Source organism: Pseudomonas sp. P5_152 (assembly GCF_033989915.1).
Classification (GTDB): Bacteria; Pseudomonadota; Gammaproteobacteria; order Pseudomonadales; family Pseudomonadaceae; genus Aquipseudomonas.
Window position 1 is genome coordinate 3,945,172 of sequence record NZ_JASFAH010000002.1, and the last position, 17,931, is coordinate 3,963,102.

The following is a 17,931-nucleotide window of genomic DNA, read 5'->3' on the forward strand; positions in this document are numbered from 1 at the left end:
TATTTCGCCCCACAAGCAATAGCGAATATTGTGTAGTCAATGTTTCACAAAGGGTTACAGACGGCGCCTGCCAGAGCTGTAGGTAATGTAGTAAGTTAGGCCGGTGAATATCATGCGAAGCGCGCGCCAGTTGCGGAGCTTGCTTCAGAGGGTAGTTAATTGAACGATATGGCAAAGAATCTTATCCTGTGGTTGATCATCGCGGCTGTCCTGGTGACGGTGATGAACAACTTCTCCAGCCCTAACGAGCCACAGACCCTCAACTATTCCGACTTCATCCAGCAGGTCAAGGATGGCAAGGTCGAGCGCGTAGCCGTGGACGGTTATGTCATCACTGGCAAGCGCAATGATGGCGACAGCTTCAAGACCATTCGTCCGGCCATTCAGGACAACGGTCTGATCGGCGACCTCGTGGACAACCACGTGGTAGTCGAAGGCAAGCAGCCTGAGCAGCAAAGTATCTGGACCCAACTGCTGGTTGCCAGCTTCCCGATCCTGGTGATCATTGCCGTGTTCATGTTCTTCATGCGCCAGATGCAAGGCGGTGCAGGCGGCAAGGGCGGGCCGATGAGCTTCGGCAAGAGCAAGGCGCGCCTGCTCTCCGAAGATCAGGTGAAAACCACCCTGGCTGACGTTGCTGGTTGCGACGAAGCCAAGGAGGAAGTCGGCGAGTTGGTCGAGTTCCTGCGAGATCCGGGCAAGTTCCAGCGCCTGGGTGGCCGCATTCCCCGTGGTGTGCTGATGGTTGGCCCGCCAGGTACCGGTAAAACCCTGCTGGCCAAGGCCATTGCCGGCGAAGCCAAGGTGCCGTTCTTCACCATCTCTGGTTCCGACTTCGTCGAAATGTTCGTGGGTGTGGGTGCCAGCCGTGTTCGTGACATGTTTGAACAGGCGAAAAAGCACGCACCTTGCATCATCTTCATCGATGAGATCGACGCTGTCGGTCGCCATCGTGGTGCTGGCATGGGCGGTGGTCACGACGAGCGTGAGCAGACTCTCAACCAGTTGCTGGTGGAGATGGACGGCTTCGAAATGAATGACGGCATCATCGTCATTGCCGCGACCAACCGTCCGGACGTACTCGACCCGGCGCTGCTGCGTCCGGGCCGTTTCGACCGCCAGGTGGTGGTCGGCCTGCCAGATATCCGTGGTCGCGAGCAGATCCTCAAGGTTCACATGCGTAAAGTGCCAATGGGTGACGACGTCGCTCCAGCGGTGATCGCCCGTGGTACCCCGGGTTTCTCCGGTGCCGACCTGGCCAACCTGGTGAACGAGGCATCGCTGTTCGCTGCCCGTACCGGCAAGCGCATCGTCGAGATGAAGGAATTCGAACTGGCCAAGGACAAGATCATGATGGGCGCCGAGCGCAAATCCATGGTCATGTCCGAGAAAGAGAAGCGCAACACTGCTTATCACGAAGCGGGTCACGCAATTGTCGGTCGTGTCGTGCCTGAGCACGATCCGGTCTACAAGGTTTCGATCATTCCCCGTGGTCGTGCGCTGGGTGTGACCATGTTCCTGCCGGAAGAGGATCGCTACAGCCTGTCCAAGCGTGCGCTGATCAGCCAGATCTGCTCGTTGTATGGTGGCCGTATCGCCGAAGAGATGACCCTGGGCTTCGACGGTGTCACCACCGGTGCCTCGAACGACATCATGCGTGCCAGCCAGATCGCGCGAAACATGGTGACCAAGTGGGGCCTGTCGGAAAAACTCGGTCCTCTGATGTACGCCGAAGAAGAGGGTGAGGTATTCCTCGGTCGTGGCGGCGGCGGTCAGCACGCCAGTTTCTCGGGCGAGACGGCGAAGCTGATCGACTCCGAGGTGCGCAGCATCATTGACCAGTGCTATGGCACCGCCAAGCAGATCCTGACGGACAACCGCGACAAGCTCGACGCGATGGCCGACGCACTAATGAAGTACGAAACCATCGATGCCGATCAAATCGACGACATCATGGCGGGCCGCACGCCGCGTGAACCGCGTGACTGGTCTGGTGGCACGGGCACTTCCGGTACGCCTCCTGTAGTCCAGGATGAGCGTCCGCAAACCCCTATCGGCGGCCCGGCTGCTGACGTTTAAGGTTTGAAATGACTCTTGTACAGTCCTCAACCCGGTTGCCTTGCGGCAACCGGGTTCTTGATTTGGCCCATACGCATGTCATGGGCATTCTCAATGTCACTCCTGATTCTTTCTCCGACGGCGGTCGTTTCAGTCAGCTCGATGCTGCCCTGAAGCACGCCGAGGCGATGGTGTCCGCGGGCGCTACCTTGATCGACGTCGGCGGTGAGTCGACTCGACCAGGTGCGCGGGCGGTCTCGCCGCTGGAGGAACTGGAGCGCGTAGCGCCGATTGTCGAGCGCCTGCACCGTGAACTAGATGTGATTATCTCGGTCGATACCTCCACGCCTGCGGTCATGCGTGAAACTGCGCGCCTGGGTGCGGGGTTGATCAATGATGTTCGCTCGCTGCGGCGAGACGGTGCGCTGGACGCTGCAGCAGCTACCGGCCTGCCGGTATGCCTGATGCATATGCTCGGCGAGCCGGGAGATATGCAGGACAACCCCCACTATGCTGATGTAACGCGCGAAGTCGCAGGATTTCTCGCCGAGCGCATGGCGCAGTGTGTTGCAGTCGGTATCCCGGTCGAGCGGATTGTTCTGGATCCCGGCTTCGGATTCGCCAAGAACCTGCGGCACAACTTGAGTCTGTTCAAGCATATGGAGGCCCTGCATGCATTGGGGCGCCCGCTGCTGGTTGGGGTGTCTCGCAAAAGCATGATAGGGCAGGCGCTTAATCGCCCGGTGGGCGAGCGACTGCATGGCGGCCTCGCGCTCGCAGCGCTGGCGATGGTCAAGGGCGCGCGAATCCTGCGCGTGCATGACGTCGCCGAAACTGTGGACGTAGTGCGAATGATCGCAGCGGTAGAATCAGCCGAATAAGAATGTTGGAGTACTTATGACTAAAAAATATTTTGGCACCGACGGTATCCGTGGTCGGGTCGGTACCTACCCGATTACTCCTGACTTTATGCTCAAGCTCGGCTGGGCTGCTGGCATGGCGTTCCGGAAAATGGGCGCCTGCAAAGTCCTGGTGGGCAAGGACACGCGTATCTCCGGATACATGTTCGAATCGGCGCTCGAGGCCGGACTGACGTCCGCCGGGGCGGATGTGATGCTGCTGGGGCCAATGCCTACGCCCGCCATCGCCTACCTGACGCGTACCTTTCATGCTGAAGCCGGCATCGTGATCAGTGCTTCGCACAATCCTCATGACGATAACGGCATCAAGTTTTTCTCCGGACAGGGCACCAAGCTGCCGGACGACATCGAGCTGATGATCGAAGAACTGCTCGACACCCCGATGGTGGTAGTCGAGTCCAGCAAGATCGGCAAAGTGTCGCGCATCAACGATGCGTCCGGCCGCTACATTGAGTTCTGCAAAAGCAGTGTGCCGACCGGTACCAGTTTTTCCGGGCTGAAGATTGTCATCGATTGCGCCCATGGCGCGGTGTACAAGGTCGCGCCGAGTGTCTTTCGCGAGCTGGGCGCCGAAGTGGTGGTGCTCTCTGCACAACCCAATGGCCTGAACATCAATGACAACTGCGGCTCGACCCATATGGGGCAGTTGCAGGCTGCGGTCCTGGCCGAGCAAGCCGACCTGGGTATCGCCTTCGACGGTGATGGCGATCGGGTGCTGATGGTTGATCACACGGGTGCGATCGTCGACGGCGATGAGCTGTTGTTCATCATTGCCCGTGATCTGCACGAGCGTGGAATCCTGCAGGGCGGGGTAGTGGGCACGCTGATGAGTAACCTGGGGCTGGAGCTGGCCCTGGAAGAGCTGAAGATCCCGTTTGTGCGGGCCAATGTCGGTGACCGCTACGTGATTGCCGACCTGTTGGAGCGCGGTTGGAAGGTCGGGGGTGAAAACTCCGGGCATATCGTTTGCTTCAATCACACCACCACCGGTGATGCGATCATTGCTGCGTTGCAGGTGTTGATGGCCTTGAAAGATCGCGACGAAGGTCTCGCCCAGGCGCGCCAGGCGCTGCGCAAATGCCCTCAAGTATTGATCAATGTGCGCTTTGCGGGCGGGGTAAATCCTGTCGAGCACGCGGCCGTCAAGGAGGCGAGCGCCCGCGTTACCAAGGCAATGGCAGGGCGTGGTCGGGTCTTGCTGCGCAAGTCCGGTACCGAGCCGCTGGTGCGTGTGATGGTCGAAGGCGAGGATGAAACCCTGGTTCGTGGATACGCTGAAGAGCTGGCAAAACTGGTTGGTGAAGTTTCTGCCTGAATTCGGCTTGCCAGCAATGATGTGGTTGGGTAACATCTGCGCCCACTTTGACCGACGAGGTAAAGCATGCGTCGCCCTATGGTAGCTGGTAACTGGAAGATGCACGGTACCCGCGCCAGCGTCGCTGAGCTGATCGAAGGTCTCGGTGGTCTGGCCTTGCCGAGCGGTGTTGATGTCGCGGTATTCCCACCTTGCTTGTTTATCAACCAAGTGGTTGATGGCCTGGAAGGCAAGTCGATTTCGGTCGGCGCGCAGAATTCTGCGGTGGAAGCCATGCAAGGTGCACTGACGGGTGAAGTTGCGCCGAGTCAGTTGGTGGATGCAGGGTGTTCCCTGGTGCTTGTAGGGCACTCCGAACGCCGCCAGATAATGGGCGAGCGCGACGAGATGCTGATTCGCAAGTTCGCAGCGGCACAGGCATGTGGCTTGACTCCGGTGTTGTGTGTAGGGGAAACCCTCGAGCAGCGTGAAGCCGGACAAACTCTTGAGGTTGTCGGGCGTCAGCTGGACAGCATCATCGAGGAGCTGGGTGTTGGTGTCTTTGCCAAGGCAGTCATTGCTTACGAGCCGGTCTGGGCCATTGGCACCGGGCTGACTGCTTCGCCGCAACAAGCGCAGGATGTGCATGCAGCCATTCGCGCGCAGTTGGCGGCAAAGAATTCTGAAGTCGCACAAGGTGTGCGGCTTCTATACGGCGGCAGCGTGAAGGCGGCCAATGCGGTCGAACTGTTCGGCATGCCGGATATCGATGGGGGGCTCATTGGTGGGGCTTCCCTGAATGCAGATGAGTTCGGTGCGATTATTCGTGCCGCGGGAAACTGAGAAAATGCTGGAAACAGTCGTAGTCGTTTTTCATCTGCTGGGTGCATTGGGCGTAGTTGCTCTGGTATTGCTGCAGCAGGGTAAGGGTGCGGACGCTGGCGCGTCTTTCGGAGCAGGTGCTTCAAATACTGTGTTCGGAAGCCAAGGTTCCTCTACCTTTCTTAGTAAGTTTACTGCTATACTTGCCGCAGGTTTCTTCATAACCAGCTTAGGGTTAGGTTACTTTGCTAAAGAGAAAGCTCAACAGCTGACTCAAGTAGGTTTGCCAAACCCAGCGGTTCTTGAAGTACCAGTGCAAAAACCGGCTTCTGATGATGTACCGGTGCTTGAAGAGCAAAAGTCGGCAACCAATGCGACTGACGTACCTCCAGCTCAAGAGCAAAAGTAAGAAGGGTTTCAAACGTAGTATTGCCGAGGTGGTGGAATTGGTAGACACGCAACCTTGAGGTGGTTGTGCCCATAGGGTGTAGGGGTTCGAGTCCCCTTCTCGGTACCAATTATCAGGAGAGCCCGCTGTTGCGGGCTTTCTTGTAGGTGGAAGGTTACATTGACCCTGTCAGGGATCGGTCGTATACTTCCGCCCCAGCTTTGTCGCGGGGTGGAGCAGTCTGGTAGCTCGTCGGGCTCATAACCCGAAGGTCGTCGGTTCAAATCCGGCCCCCGCAACCAGTTTCAGGAGCCCCTTTTAAGGGGCTTTTTGTTAGCTGGACACTTTCAACGCCGCTATTCGACGGCGTTTCAGGGATGGGCTTTTCGCCCATTTTTTTATTTTGCAAAGCATGCACATACATGCACGAGGGGGTTCAGGTGTCGAGCAAGCTAGAACAGTTGCAGGCCTTGCTGGCCCCGGTGGTCGTGGCCCTAGGCTATGAATGCTGGGGTATTGAGTTTTCGGCTCAAGGTCGTCACTCCATGTTGCGCGTTTATATCGATAAAGAGGGCGGCGTGCTGGTGGACGATTGCGCCATCGTCAGCCGTCAGATCAGCGGTGTGCTGGATGTTGAAGATCCAATCGCCGTTGAGTACACCCTTGAAGTTTCCTCGCCTGGCATGGAACGCCCGCTGTTCACTATTGAGCAGTTTGCAAAATTTGCCGGTGAACAAGTGAAGATCAAGCTGCGCTCGCCTTTTGAAGGTCGACGCAACTTTCAGGGCCTTCTGCGCGGCGTAGAAGAGCAGGACGTCGTGGTGCAGGTTGAAGACCATGAGTTCCTGTTGCCGATCGATATGATCGACAAGGCCAACATTATTCCCAGTTTTGACTGAGACGTGCCAGAAACTGCGGATCCCGCGGATCCAATGGCTTGCGAAAGGCGAGGCGTACGATGAGCAAAGAAGTACTGCTGGTTGTTGAGTCGGTATCCAATGAAAAGGGCGTACCGGCTAACGTAATTTTTGAAGCGCTGGAGCTGGCCCTGGCCACTGCTACCAAGAAGCGGTTCGAGGACGAAGTCGATCTGCGTGTGGAAATCAATCGCCACACCGGTGCTTACGAGACTTTCCGTCGCTGGACGGTCGTCGAAGAAGCAGACCTGGACGACCCGGCCATCGAAACCTGGCCGAGCAAGGTTGCGCAAACGCATCCGGGCGCCCAGGTAGGCGATGTCGTCGAAGAGAAGATCGAGTCGATCGAGTTCGGCCGTATCGCGGCACAGACTGCCAAGCAAGTCATTGTGCAGAAAGTTCGCGAAGCAGAACGCGCACAAGTGGTTGATGCCTATCGCGAGCGCCTGGGGGAAATCATCTCCGGCACCGTGAAGAAAGTCACCCGCGACAACGTGATCGTCGATCTGGGCAACAACGCCGAGGCGTTGCTGGCCCGTGAAGACATCATTTCTCGCGAAACCTTCCGGGTGGGCGTGCGTCTGCGTGCGCTGCTCAAGGAAATCCGCACTGAAAACCGCGGCCCGCAGTTGATCCTGTCGCGTACCGCGCCGGAAATGCTGATCGAGTTGTTCCGCATTGAAGTGCCGGAAATCGCTGAAGGCCTGATCGAAGTAATGGCTGCCTCCCGTGACCCGGGTTCGCGTGCCAAGATCGCGGTCCGCTCGAAAGACAAACGCATCGACCCGCAGGGCGCTTGCATTGGTATGCGCGGTTCGCGTGTCCAGGCAGTGTCCGGTGAGTTGGGCGGTGAGCGTGTGGATATCGTCCTGTGGGACGACAACCCAGCGCAGTTCGTGATCAACGCCATGTCCCCGGCTGAGGTTGCGGCAATTATCGTTGACGAAGATGCCCATGCAATGGACATCGCCGTTGGCGCAGACAATCTGGCTCAGGCCATCGGTCGCGGTGGTCAGAACGTGCGTCTGGCTAGCCAGCTGACTGGCTGGACCCTGAACGTGATGACCGAATCGGACATCCAGGCTAAGCAGCAAGCAGAAACCGGCGATATCCTGCGCAACTTCATCGACGAGCTGGAAGTCGACGAAGACCTGGCACAGGTGCTGGTAGATGAGGGCTTCACTAGCCTGGAAGAGATTGCCTACGTACCGTTGGAAGAAATGCTCAACATCGACGGCTTTGACGAAGACACCGTCAACGAGCTTCGCGCTCGGGCCAAGGATCGTTTGTTGACTAAAGCCATCGCTACTGAGGAAAAGCTGGCAGACGCCCATCCGGCCGAAGACCTGCTCTCGCTTGAGGGTATGGACAAGGATTTGGCGATGGAACTGGCGGTGCGCGGCGTAATTACCCGCGAAGACCTGGCCGAGCAGTCTATTGACGACCTGCTCGACATCGACGGCATTGACGATGATCGTGCCGGCAAGTTGATCATGGCCGCCCGAGCCCATTGGTTCGAGTAATAGGCGCGGCCTGAGGAGAGAAGTGCATGACGCAAGTCACGGTGAAACAACTGGCCGATGAGGTCAAAACACCGGTAGAGCGCCTGCTGCAGCAGATGCGTGAGGCAGGTCTGCCGCACACCGCCGCCGAGGAACATGTGACCGACAGTGAGAAGCAATCTTTGCTGACTCACTTGAAAAGCAGCCACAAGGCGAAAGTGGAAGAACCGCGCAAGATCACGTTGCAGCGTAAAACCACCAGCACCCTGCGTGTTGCTGGCAGCAAAAGCATCAGCGTTGAAGTACGTAAGAAGAAAGTCTTCGTACAGCGCAGCCCGGAAGAAATCGAAGCCGAGCGCAAACGCGAACTGGAAGAACGTCGCGCAGTAGAAAATGCTGCACGTCAGAAGGCTGAAGAAGAAGCCAAGCGTCGCGCCGAAGAAGAAGCGCGTCGCCAGCCTGCTGCTGCGCAAACCGCTACTTCCGGCGCTGTTGCAGCGCCTGCTGCGGCTGCCGAGCCAGTGCGTGAGAGCGCACCGGTGGCTGCTGCTCCAGCACCGTCTGCTGACGTTCGCAACAAGCAGAACGAACAGCGCCGTCCGGACAAACCACGTGCAGACGACAACAGTCGTCGTGGCAGTGGCGATGGTGAGCGCAAAAACGCTCCGCATCGTGCTTCGGTCAAGGAAAAAGCGCCTGCTCCACGTGTTGCGCCTCGTACTACCGACGAAGAAAGCGACAGCTTCCGTCGTGGTGGTCGCGGCAAGGCCAAGCTGAAAAAACGCAATGCCCACGGTTTCCAGAGCCCAACCGGCCCTGTCGTGCGTGAAGTGAAGATCGGCGAGACCATCACTGTGGGCGATCTCGCCCAGCAGATGTCGGTCAAGGCTGCTGAAATCATCAAGTTCATGTTCAAACTGGGTACTCCAGCGACCATCAACCAAGTGCTTGATCAGGAAACTGCTCAACTGGTTGCTGAAGAGCTGGGCCACAAAGTGACCCTGGTCAGCGACACCGCCCTGGAAGATTCCCTGGCTGAGTCCCTGAAGTTTGAAGGCGAGACCTTCTCCCGTGCGCCAGTCGTGACCGTAATGGGCCACGTTGACCATGGTAAGACCTCGCTGCTCGACTACATCCGTCGTGCCAAGGTAGCTGCGGGCGAAGCCGGCGGTATCACCCAGCACATCGGTGCATACCACGTTGAAACCGAACGCGGCATGGTCACCTTCCTTGACACCCCAGGTCACGCCGCGTTTACCGCCATGCGTGCCCGTGGTGCCAAGGCGACCGACATCGTGATCCTGGTAGTTGCAGCGGACGACGGCGTGATGCCGCAGACCATTGAAGCTGTCCAGCACGCCAAGGCCGCTGGTGTTCCTCTGGTCGTTGCAGTGAACAAAATCGACAAGCCGGGCGCCGATCTCGATCGCATCCGTAGCGAACTGTCGGTTCATGGCGTGACGTCGGAAGAGTGGGGCGGTGATACGCCATTCGTTTCGGTTTCGGCGAAAGTCGGTACCGGTGTAGACGAACTGCTCGAAGCCGTCCTGCTGCAAGCCGAAGTTCTCGAACTGAAAGCAACTCCATCGGCCCCAGGTCGCGGTGTTGTGGTTGAATCGCGTCTCGACAAAGGTCGTGGCCCGGTAGCAACCGTTCTGGTTCAAGACGGTACCCTGCGCCAAGGCGACATGGTCCTGGTCGGTTCGAACTATGGCCGTGTACGTGCCATGCTCGACGAGAACGGCAAGCCAATCAAGGAAGCCGGTCCTTCCATCCCTGTCGAGATCCTCGGCCTGGACGGTACCCCGGACGCTGGTGACGAGATGAGCGTGGTTGCCGACGAGAAGAAAGCCCGTGAAGTGGCTCTGTTCCGTCAAGGCAAGTTCCGTGAAGTCAAACTGGCTCGTGCTCACGCAGGCAAGCTGGAAAACATCTTCGAGAACATGGGCCAGGAAGAGAAGAAGACGCTTAACATCGTCCTCAAATCTGACGTTCGTGGTTCGTTGGAAGCGTTGAACGGCGCCTTGAACGGCCTGGGTAACGACGAAGTGCAAGTGCGTGTAGTGGGTGGCGGTGTCGGTGGTATCACCGAGTCCGACGCCAACCTGGCACTGGCCTCCAACGCTGTACTGTTCGGCTTCAACGTGCGTGCCGATGCTGGCGCGCGCAAGATCGTCGAGCAGGAAGGCCTGGATATGCGTTACTACAACGTGATCTACGACATCATCGAAGACGTCAAGAAGGCCCTGACCGGCATGCTTGGCAGCGACGTCCGGGAGAACATCCTGGGTATTGCTGAAGTCCGCGACGTGTTCCGTTCGCCGAAGTTTGGCGCGATCGCCGGTTGCATGGTTGTTGAAGGTATCGTGCACCGTAACCGTCCAATCCGTGTACTGCGTGAAGACATCGTTATCTTCGAAGGCGAGCTGGAATCCCTGCGCCGCTTCAAGGATGACGCTTCCGAAGTACGTGCTGGCATGGAATGCGGTATCGGCGTGAAGAGCTACAACGACGTCAAAGTCGGTGACAAGATCGAAGTCTTCGAGAAGGTTCAGGTTGCTCGCAGCCTCTAACTCGCGCACTTCAAGAGCCGTGATGGGCAGCCGCATGCAAATGCACGGCGCATCGCCCGGACTCTAAACGCAACGCCCGGTCTGGCTTCTGTCAGGCCGGGCGTTTGCCGCTTTCAGACCACACGGGTTTCACCGTGAGGCAGTAACAGGTAACAAGACATGGCAAAAGAATACAGCCGTACCCAACGTATCGGCGATCAGATGCAGCGTGAGCTGGCACAACTGATCCGTCGTGAAGTCAAAGACCCGCGTGTTGGTCTGGTCACCATTACCGCTGTTGAAGTCAGCCGTGACGTCGGTCACGCCAAGATCTTCATCACCGTGATGGGCCAGGACAGTGCCGAGGACATCGCACAAAGCATCAAGGTGCTGAACTCTGCTGCAGGCTTCCTGCGCATGCAGCTGGCTCGCGAGATGAAGCTGCGCAGCGTTCCCCAGCTGCACTTCCACTATGACGAAAGTGTCGTACGTGGTGCTCATCTGTCGGCATTGATCGAGCGCGCCGTGGCTGAAGACAATCAGCACCCGGTCGCGGCAGAAACCGAAGACACCAAGGAGTAATCGGTGGCTCAGGTCAAACGTATCCGTCGTAACGTCAGCGGCATCATCCTGCTCGACAAGCCGTTGGGGTTCACCTCCAACGCTGCCTTGCAGAAGGTGCGCTGGTTGCTCAATGCCGAAAAGGCTGGCCACACTGGCAGTCTCGACCCGTTGGCCACCGGCGTGTTGCCGCTGTGCTTCGGTGAGGCGACCAAGTTCTCGCAATACCTGCTCGATTCCGACAAGGGTTATGAAACCCTGGCGCAATTGGGCAAGACCACCACCACGGCGGATGCCGAGGGTGACGTTTTGCAGGAACGCCCAGTGACCGTTGGTCGCACCGATATCGAAGCTGTACTGCCCAGTTTTCGCGGGAAAATCAGTCAGATACCGCCGATGTACTCGGCACTCAAACGCGATGGCCAGCCGTTGTACAAGCTGGCACGAGCAGGCGAAGTGGTGGAGCGCGAACCGCGATCTGTTACTATTGCGCGCTTGGAATTGCTGGCCTTTGAAGGTGACACTGCGCGCTTTGCCGTAGATTGCAGCAAAGGCACCTATATCCGTACCCTGGTGGAGGATATTGGTGAACAGCTCGGCTGTGGCGCTTACGTGGCAGAACTGCGACGTACCCAGGCCGGTCCATTCAGCCTGGCCCAGACGGTCACGCTGGAAGAGTTGGAAGCGGTACATGCCGAAGGCGGCAACGAAGCGGTTGACCGTTTCCTGATGCCATCGGACAGCGGCTTGCTGGATTGGCCGCTGCTGCAGTTCTCGGAGCACAGCTCGTTCTACTGGCTCAACGGCCAGCCGGTTCGCGCCCCGGATGCACCGAAGTTCGGCATGGTACGGGTACAGGATCACAACGGTCGCTTCATCGGTATCGGTGAAGTGAGCGAAGACGGGCGCATCGCGCCACGTCGACTGATTCGGTCAGAATGACCGGACGAGGGTGGCTGTTAACAGGCACGGTCACTACTCATTTTTAGATACAGGGATTTGTCCCTGGCCTGTTGAAACTGCCCTTTGGGTGGTTTCCTGATAAAAGGATTGCCTCATGGCTCTCGACGTTCAAGAAAAAGCACAAATCGTAGCTGACTACCAGCAAGCTGTTGGTGACACTGGTTCGCCAGAAGTGCAAGTTGCACTGCTGACCCACAACATCAACAAGCTGCAAGGTCACTTCAAGGCCAACGGTAAAGATCACCACTCCCGTCGTGGTCTGATCCGCATGGTAAACCAGCGTCGTAAGCTGCTGGACTACCTGAAAGGCAAGGATCTGGGTCGTTATCAGACTCTGATCGGTCGCCTGGGTCTGCGTCGCTAATAAGCGATTGCGCTAGAGGTTGGTTGTCTGTCGTACGTCAGTGGGATTCCCGCTGGCGCATGGCAGGCTCCCAGCCTCAAGTTTTATCTGGATACACGTTTTACCCTGGACAGGCGTTGGGCCGATTCCCGACATTGCCCAAGAATTTCGCAAGAAGACAAGTTCCCCAAGAGCCACAAAAGAAGGTAGGACACCGTGAACCCGGTAATCAAAAAATTCCAGTTCGGTCAGTCGACCGTTACCCTCGAGACTGGCCGTATCGCCCGTCAGGCCTCCGGCGCAGTATTGGTCACCGTTGACGACGACGTTAGCGTGTTGGTGACTGTAGTCGGTGCCAAGCAAGCCGATCCAGGCAAAGGCTTCTTCCCTCTGTCCGTCCACTACCAGGAAAAGACTTACGCTGCCGGTAAGATCCCTGGCGGTTTCTTCAAGCGTGAAGGCCGTCCTTCCGAGAAAGAAACCCTGACTTCCCGACTGATCGACCGTCCGATCCGTCCGCTGTTCCCAGAAGGCTTCATGAACGAAGTGCAGGTTGTCTGCACCGTCGTTTCCACCAGCAAGAAGACCGATCCGGACATCGCTGCGATGATCGGTACCTCGGCTGCCCTGGCCATCTCCGGCATTCCTTTCGATGGCCCGATCGGCGCTGCCCGCGTTGCGTTCCACGAAAGCACCGGCTACCTGCTGAACCCGACTTACGAACAACAGAAAGCTTCGAGCCTGGACATGGTCGTTGCCGGTACGTCGGAAGCCGTGTTGATGGTTGAATCGGAAGCCAAAGAGCTGACCGAAGACCAGATGCTGGGCGCGGTACTGTTTGCTCACGACGAGTTCCAGGTGGTGATCAACGCTGTTAAAGAACTGGCTGCCGAAGCTGCCAAGCCAACCTGGACCTGGGCTCCACAGCCTGAAGCCACCGCACTGCTGGGCGCTATCCGTGCCGAGTTCGGCGACGCTATCTCCCAGGCTTACGCCATCACCGTCAAGGCCGACCGTTACGCTCGCCTGGGCGAGTTGAAGGATCAGGTTGTAGCCAAGCTGTCCGGTGAAGAAGGCCAGCCTTCTTCCAGCGAAGTGAAAGCGGCTTTCGGCGAAATCGAATACCGCACCGTTCGCGAAAACATCGTCAACGGCAAGCCACGTATCGATGGTCGCGACACCAAGACCGTACGTCCTCTGAACATCGAAGTCGGTGTTCTGCCCAAGACTCACGGTTCGGCTCTGTTCACCCGTGGCGAAACCCAGGCCCTGGTAGTCGCGACTCTGGGCACTGCCCGTGACGCACAACTGCTGGACACCCTGGAAGGCGAGAAAAAAGACCCGTTCATGCTGCACTACAACTTCCCTCCGTTCTCGGTAGGTGAGTGTGGTCGCATGGGTGGCGCTGGTCGTCGCGAAATCGGTCACGGCCGTCTGGCTCGTCGTTCGATCGCTGCCATGCTGCCTGCTGCCGATGTGTTCCCGTACACCATCCGCGTGGTATCGGAAATCACCGAATCCAACGGTTCGAGCTCCATGGCTTCCGTTTGCGGCGCTTCCCTGGCCCTGATGGACGCTGGTGTACCGATGAAGGCACCGGTTGCCGGTATCGCCATGGGTCTGGTTAAAGAAGGCGAGAAGTTCGCCGTCCTGACCGACATCCTGGGCGACGAAGACCACCTCGGCGACATGGACTTCAAGGTAGCCGGTACCGCCAAAGGTGTTACCGCGCTGCAGATGGACATCAAGATCAAGGGCATCACCGAAGAAATCATGGAAATCGCTCTGGGCCAAGCCCTGGAAGCGCGCCTGAACATCCTCGGTCAGATGAACCAGATCATTGGTCAGTCCCGCACTGAGCTGTCGGAAAATGCTCCGACCATGATCGCGATGAAAATCGACACCGACAAAATCCGTGATGTCATCGGTAAAGGCGGCGCGACCATCCGTGCGATCTGTGAAGAAACCAAGGCTTCGATCGACATCGAAGACGACGGTTCGATCAAGATCTTCGGCGAAACCAAGGAAGCTGCTGAAGCTGCTCGTCAGCGCGTCCTGGGCATCACCGCAGAAGCCGAGATCGGCAAGATCTACGTCGGTAAGGTTGAGCGCATCGTCGACTTCGGCGCATTCGTCAACATCCTGCCGGGCAAGGACGGTCTGGTTCACATCTCGATGCTGAGCGACGCTCGCGTAGAGAAAGTGACCGACATCCTCAAAGAAGGCCAGGAAGTGGAAGTACTGGTACTGGACGTGGACAACCGCGGCCGTATCAAGCTGTCCATCAAAGACGTAGCAGCAGCCAAGGCTTCGGGCGTTTAATCACGCCCTGCGCCTGACCGCTTCAACGTTCCGAGAAATGCCCCGCAGTGAAAGCTGCGGGGCATTTTTTTGCCTGCAAGAAATTGACATCACCGGGGAAGTTGCCTGACCCCAAAGTCAGTGCTAGGTTTAGCCCTCCGCCCGTGTAGCTCAGTCGGTAGAGCAGCGCACTCGTAACGCGAAGGTCGCAGGTTCGATTCCTGTCTCGGGCACCAGGCAGTACCTGTTTTCCAATGATCCCGAATGGTTCTGAAGGCCAGATACACCAGGCAACACGCGGTTTATTTGCGTCAGAGAGATCCTTGATGATCCAGATCCATCTTCCATTCCCCAGATCAAAGAGAACGCCATGACCGTTAACGCATTGACCCAAGAAGCCAGGCACGAACAAGCGCTGCAGTCCTACCTGCGGGAGTCGCCGCAGTTGGCTGAAGAGATCAAGGACTTGAGTGCCGACGATCAGAAAGACCAGATCCAGTGGGCCTTCGAAGACGAGGCAGAATCCCAGGGCTTGCAGCCGTGGGAATTGACGCTCAAGTACACCTCAACCCCTGAAGAGTTCGAGGCTGCACGCCTGGTGCTGCACAAGGAGGCTGCCGAAGTGCTGGGTGTCGAGTGGCAGGAGTACTGCGAGATGAACAATCTGGTGGTTTGAAGGCAGATCCAAGCTTCAAGCAGCAAGCTACAAGTCAAAGCAGATCCGCTTGCCGCTTGTTGCTTGCCGCTTGTAACTGCTCCTCAGAGGCTCAAGCGCATCGACAGGTCGATCGCCTTCACATCCTTGGTCAGCGCACCAATCGAAATGTAGTCAACGCCGGTCGCGGCGATGGGCAGCAGCGTACTTTCGTTGATCCCGCCGCTGGCTTCCAGTTTCGCCTTGCCGCCGTTCAGGCGTACCGCTTCGCGCATATCATCCAGGCTCAACTCATCGAGCATGATGATGTCGGCACCGGCCGCCAGCGCTTCCTTGAGCTCCGCCAGGCTTTCCACTTCCACCTCCACCGGTTTGCCCGGGGCGATCTTGTGTGCGGCGGCAATGGCCTGGGCGATGCCACCACTGGCAGCGATATGGTTTTCCTTGATCAGGAAGGCGTCGTACAGGCCGATACGGTGGTTATGGCAACCACCACAGGTCACCGCATACTTTTGCGCCAGGCGTAGCCCAGGCAGCGTCTTGCGGGTGTCCAGCAGCTTGACCTGGGTCTGGGCGACAAAGTCGGCCAGGTACTGGGCGCGGGTGGCGACCCCCGACAGCAACTGCAGGAAGTTCAGCGCACTGCGTTCACCGGTCAGTAGCGAACGGGCCGGGCCTTCGAGATGAAACAACGGTTGATTGGGGTTCACCCGCTCACCGTCGCGCACTTGCCAGTGCACCGCGACGCGCGGATCCAGTTGCCGAAACACGGCATCGACCCATGCGGTGCCACTGATGACGGCCGCGTCACGGGTAATGATGGTGGCTTTGGCCAGGCGCTCGGCCGGGATCAGCTGTGCAGTGATGTCGCCGCTACCGATGTCTTCCAGCAGCGCACGGCGCACATTGGCTTCGATTTCGGCAGTCAGGTCGGCGAGGCGTAGATTCGGCATAACGGGCTCCACAAACAAAGTGTCACGATTATAGGGCCATGCCGGGAGTGAACCCAAGATCACAAATGCCTGGCCGGGGCATTACGCCGCAGACAGCGCCTCAATCGCGGCAAGTGATCGCACCCGTGGGGTGATCGCGGCATACTGGAGCCTGTCAAAGCCGTTGTTGAAGGAACCTGTATGCAGCTGGACCCCGCGAGTGGTTGGTTTGAAGGTGTGCGTCATTGCCCGTCACCCAACTTCAATGCGCGCCCCTCGGGCGAAATTTCCCTGCTGGTGATCCACAACATCAGCCTGCCGCCGGCGCAGTTCGCCACGGGCAAGGTGCAGGAGTTTTTCCAGAACCGCCTGGATGTCACCGAACATCCCTATTTTGCAGGGATCGCCCACCTGCGCGTGTCTGCGCATTTCCTGATCGAACGTGACGGCAGCGTCACCCAGTTTGTCTCTTGTCTTGAGCGGGCCTGGCACGCGGGTGTTTCGCTGTTCGAGGGGCGCGAAGGTTGTAATGATTTTTCCCTGGGCATCGAGCTGGAGGGCACCGATGATCTGCCGTTCACCGACACCCAGTACCAGGCGCTGACAGCCTTGACCCTGCAGTTGCAGGGCGCGTTTGCGGCGATCTCCACTGAACGTATCCAGGGCCACAGCGATATCGCGCCTGGACGCAAGACTGATCCGGGGCCGGCGTTCGACTGGACGCGTTACCGCGACGCCCTGGCACAAGGGGAAGGACAATGAGTTTTGTGGTGTTACTGCTGGCCGTATGGATCGAGAAGTTTTCGGCACTGCGCCACCGGGTACAACGCGACAGCGGTTGGCTGCGCGAGTTGGCCAAGCTTGAAAGCCATCCCCGGCTGAGCCGCCAACCCTGGCTGGTGCTGGCCCTGCTGGTGTTGTTGCCGGTGGCCTTGCTTGGCTTGCTGTTGCTGGTGCTGGAGCCGGTCGCCTATGGCCTGTTGGCCTTGCCGGTGCATTTGCTGGTGGTGATCTACAGCCTGGGCCGGGGCGACATTCTGGGCGAGCTGGGGCCGTTTCGCGATGCCTGGCGCCGCGAAGACCTGCAAGCAGCCGCCCATGTCGCCCAGCGTGACCTGGGGATTTGTGCCGACAGCGGTGAGCAGTTGCTGCAACTGGTGCAAGCCCGCTTGTTGTGGCAGGCCTACCAGAGCTTTTTTGCGGTGATTTTCTGGTATTTCCTGCTCGGTCCGGTCGCGGCCTTGAGTTATCGCTTGCTGGCCCTGGCGGCCGAGCACAGCAAGCAGCCGGCACTGGCCGAGCGTGCGGCGCAGTTGCGCCATGCCTTCGACTGGTTGCCGGTGCGCCTGCTGGCAGCGAGTTTTGCCCTGGTGGGCAACTTTGTCGCGGTCAGCCGGGTGATGCTGCATGAATTGCTCAACTGGAACATCAGCGCCGCGCAGTTGATCGAGAAAACCGGCAAGGTCGCGGGTGAAATCCCGGCACCCGTAGCGGGCCCCGAAGGCATCAACAGCCTGGACCAATTGTGGGAATTGCTGCTGCGCGCAGCCGTGGTCTGGTACGCCGGGTTCGCCCTCTGGACCGTCCTGCTCTAATTCGATCCCGCAGGCTGCGTCCGATCGCGAAGCGGTCGCCAACCCAGTCTGCGGCTCGTTAACCTTAAGTTACAAAAACTCCTGCCGATTTAAGCTATACAGAAGCAGCGCGCCGTAGTGGCTATCTG

General features: G+C 58.3%; 16 protein-coding genes and 3 tRNA genes. 18 read left to right on the plus strand and 1 reads right to left on the minus strand.

The genetic code is table 11. From position 1 onward, the window contains the following. Positions 1-168: 168 nt before the first annotated feature. The 16 genes from ftsH to QMK50_RS17820 all read left to right on the plus strand — a co-directional run bounded on the left by ftsH (position 169) and on the right by QMK50_RS17820 (position 15,297). Positions 169-2,079 carry an ATP-dependent zinc metalloprotease FtsH gene (gene ftsH / locus QMK50_RS17745; RefSeq protein WP_159993700.1) on the plus strand — a complete coding sequence of 637 codons (1,911 nt, stop codon included), beginning with the start codon at positions 169-171 and terminating at the stop codon, positions 2,077-2,079. An 8-nt stretch (positions 2,080-2,087) separates the two neighbouring features. Next, complete coding sequence (folP, locus tag QMK50_RS17750) at positions 2,088-2,939, plus strand: dihydropteroate synthase (RefSeq protein ID WP_320333628.1); 852 nt, start codon at positions 2,088-2,090, stop codon at positions 2,937-2,939. Between the two features lie 16 nt (positions 2,940-2,955). After that, positions 2,956-4,293, plus strand: a complete 1,338-nt coding sequence (gene glmM / locus QMK50_RS17755) for a phosphoglucosamine mutase (protein WP_159993704.1) — start codon at positions 2,956-2,958, stop codon at positions 4,291-4,293. A gap of 66 nt (positions 4,294-4,359) precedes the next feature. Beyond that, positions 4,360-5,115, plus strand: a complete 756-nt coding sequence (gene tpiA / locus QMK50_RS17760) for a triose-phosphate isomerase (RefSeq protein WP_095169464.1) — start codon at positions 4,360-4,362, stop codon at positions 5,113-5,115. 4 nt (positions 5,116-5,119) lie between these two features. After that, on the plus strand, positions 5,120-5,503 hold the full coding sequence (gene secG, locus QMK50_RS17765) for a preprotein translocase subunit SecG (RefSeq protein ID WP_095081642.1): 384 nt from the start codon (positions 5,120-5,122) through the stop codon (positions 5,501-5,503). Positions 5,504-5,525: 22 nt separating this feature from the next. After that, positions 5,526-5,611 (plus strand) — tRNA-Leu (locus QMK50_RS17770). Positions 5,612-5,707: 96 nt separating this feature from the next. Beyond that, positions 5,708-5,784 (plus strand) — tRNA-Met (locus QMK50_RS17775). Between the two features lie 138 nt (positions 5,785-5,922). Next, positions 5,923-6,381 (plus strand): ribosome maturation factor RimP, encoded by a 459-nt coding sequence (gene rimP / locus QMK50_RS17780; protein WP_159987310.1) that lies wholly within the window; start codon positions 5,923-5,925, stop codon positions 6,379-6,381. Between the two features lie 59 nt (positions 6,382-6,440). After that, positions 6,441-7,922 carry a transcription termination factor NusA gene (gene nusA / locus QMK50_RS17785; protein WP_071485563.1) on the plus strand — a complete coding sequence of 494 codons (1,482 nt, stop codon included), beginning with the start codon at positions 6,441-6,443 and terminating at the stop codon, positions 7,920-7,922. 26 nt (positions 7,923-7,948) lie between these two features. Next, entirely contained in the window at positions 7,949-10,474 is a 2,526-nt protein-coding gene (infB, locus tag QMK50_RS17790; RefSeq protein WP_095169462.1) for a translation initiation factor IF-2, read from the plus strand. Positions 10,475-10,633: 159 nt separating this feature from the next. Next, positions 10,634-11,035, plus strand: coding sequence for a 30S ribosome-binding factor RbfA (gene rbfA, locus QMK50_RS17795; protein ID WP_095169461.1), 402 nt, complete (start codon positions 10,634-10,636; stop codon positions 11,033-11,035). 3 nt (positions 11,036-11,038) lie between these two features. Continuing rightward, a complete protein-coding gene (truB, locus tag QMK50_RS17800) occupies positions 11,039-11,956 on the plus strand; it encodes a tRNA pseudouridine(55) synthase TruB (RefSeq protein ID WP_095169460.1) in 918 nt (305 codons plus the stop codon). Positions 11,957-12,071: 115 nt separating this feature from the next. After that, the gene (rpsO, locus tag QMK50_RS17805) at positions 12,072-12,341 is read left to right on the plus strand and encodes a 30S ribosomal protein S15 (RefSeq protein WP_003177875.1); all 270 of its coding nucleotides are present in this window, start codon (positions 12,072-12,074) and stop codon (positions 12,339-12,341) included. Positions 12,342-12,536: 195 nt separating this feature from the next. Further along, positions 12,537-14,642 carry a polyribonucleotide nucleotidyltransferase gene (pnp, locus tag QMK50_RS17810; RefSeq protein WP_095169459.1) on the plus strand — a complete coding sequence of 702 codons (2,106 nt, stop codon included), beginning with the start codon at positions 12,537-12,539 and terminating at the stop codon, positions 14,640-14,642. A gap of 139 nt (positions 14,643-14,781) precedes the next feature. Continuing rightward, positions 14,782-14,857 (plus strand) — tRNA-Thr (locus QMK50_RS17815). Positions 14,858-14,991: 134 nt separating this feature from the next. After that, positions 14,992-15,297 carry a DUF6388 family protein gene (locus QMK50_RS17820; protein WP_320333629.1) on the plus strand — a complete coding sequence of 102 codons (306 nt, stop codon included), beginning with the start codon at positions 14,992-14,994 and terminating at the stop codon, positions 15,295-15,297. Between the two features lie 83 nt (positions 15,298-15,380). On the opposite strand, the gene nadC is transcribed toward QMK50_RS17820, so the two are convergent. After that, complete coding sequence (gene nadC / locus QMK50_RS17825; RefSeq protein ID WP_095169457.1) at positions 15,381-16,229, minus strand: carboxylating nicotinate-nucleotide diphosphorylase; 849 nt, start codon at positions 16,227-16,229, stop codon at positions 15,381-15,383. A gap of 180 nt (positions 16,230-16,409) precedes the next feature. On the opposite strand from nadC, the gene ampD reads away from it, so the two are divergent. Next, positions 16,410-16,970 carry a 1,6-anhydro-N-acetylmuramyl-L-alanine amidase AmpD gene (gene ampD / locus QMK50_RS17830; RefSeq protein ID WP_159993708.1) on the plus strand — a complete coding sequence of 187 codons (561 nt, stop codon included), beginning with the start codon at positions 16,410-16,412 and terminating at the stop codon, positions 16,968-16,970. Beyond that, complete coding sequence (gene ampE / locus QMK50_RS17835) at positions 16,967-17,803, plus strand: regulatory signaling modulator protein AmpE (RefSeq protein WP_095169455.1); 837 nt, start codon at positions 16,967-16,969, stop codon at positions 17,801-17,803. Before ampD ends, ampE begins: the two co-directional genes overlap by 4 nt. The last annotated feature ends 128 nt before the right edge of the window (positions 17,804-17,931 follow it).